Annotated in this window: 2 protein-coding genes; both read right to left on the bottom strand. The window is 69.5% G+C overall.

The features are described from left to right. On the bottom strand, positions 1-364 hold a 364-nt coding region (locus PGX04_RS33490), incomplete at its 3' end, for a class I SAM-dependent methyltransferase (protein ID WP_273742417.1). Positions 365-368: 4 nt separating this feature from the next. After that, positions 369-719, bottom strand: a 351-nt coding sequence (locus PGX04_RS33495) for a thiamine-phosphate synthase family protein (protein ID WP_273742418.1), incomplete at its 5' end; no start/stop codon positions are given.

Genomic DNA, 719 nt, shown 5'->3' on the forward strand with positions numbered 1-719 from the left:
CCTCCGCTGCCGGGACCCCGTCTTTGTCATCGTCCTCGAGTCCGACGGGCGGCCGCGTCGCGTCCCCCTGCAGGACGTGGACGTTGTCGTACGCCGCAGTTGCCGCGCGGGCCCGCTCGAGCACGGGTCGCGTGAAGTCGATCCCGATCACGGTCCCCTCGGGACCGACCCGCTCGCGGAGAAACGGCAGGTTCGCGCCCGTCCCACAGCCCATCTCGACGACGGTGTCGCCGGGCTCGAGCCGACAGGCGACCGCCGCTCGCTCTCGGAGCCGTGCGATTCCGGGCGTTCGACGCGCGATCAGGTCGTAGAGACGAGCCCAGCGGCCGTAGAACTCCTGTGCGGATTCGGATCCCGTCGTCATCTGCTCACACAAGCGATCGAATCGTGTCGGCGACCGACTCCGCGTCGGACCCGAGCACGTAGATCAGCGGCTCGATCCCCATCCCGCCGGTCTGGTAGAGTACCGTCGCCTCGGGCTCGTCTTCGATCGCCGCGCCGACGCTCGAGGAGACGTCGTCTGATTCGTCGAACTCCGCGGCGACGTGGCCCTGTTCGGCCAGTTCGTCGAGCAGTGCCGGCTCGTAGGTGATGTTGATCCCCGCCGAGACGTCCGCACCGTGGCGGCGCGCGGCCAGCAGGACGCGCGCGACGTGTTCGGAGACGCCGAACTCGGGATCCGCGGGGACGGTCGCCCGGCCTTTCACGTCGAAGATCCG

It is taken from the genome of Natrinema soli (assembly GCF_028618695.1).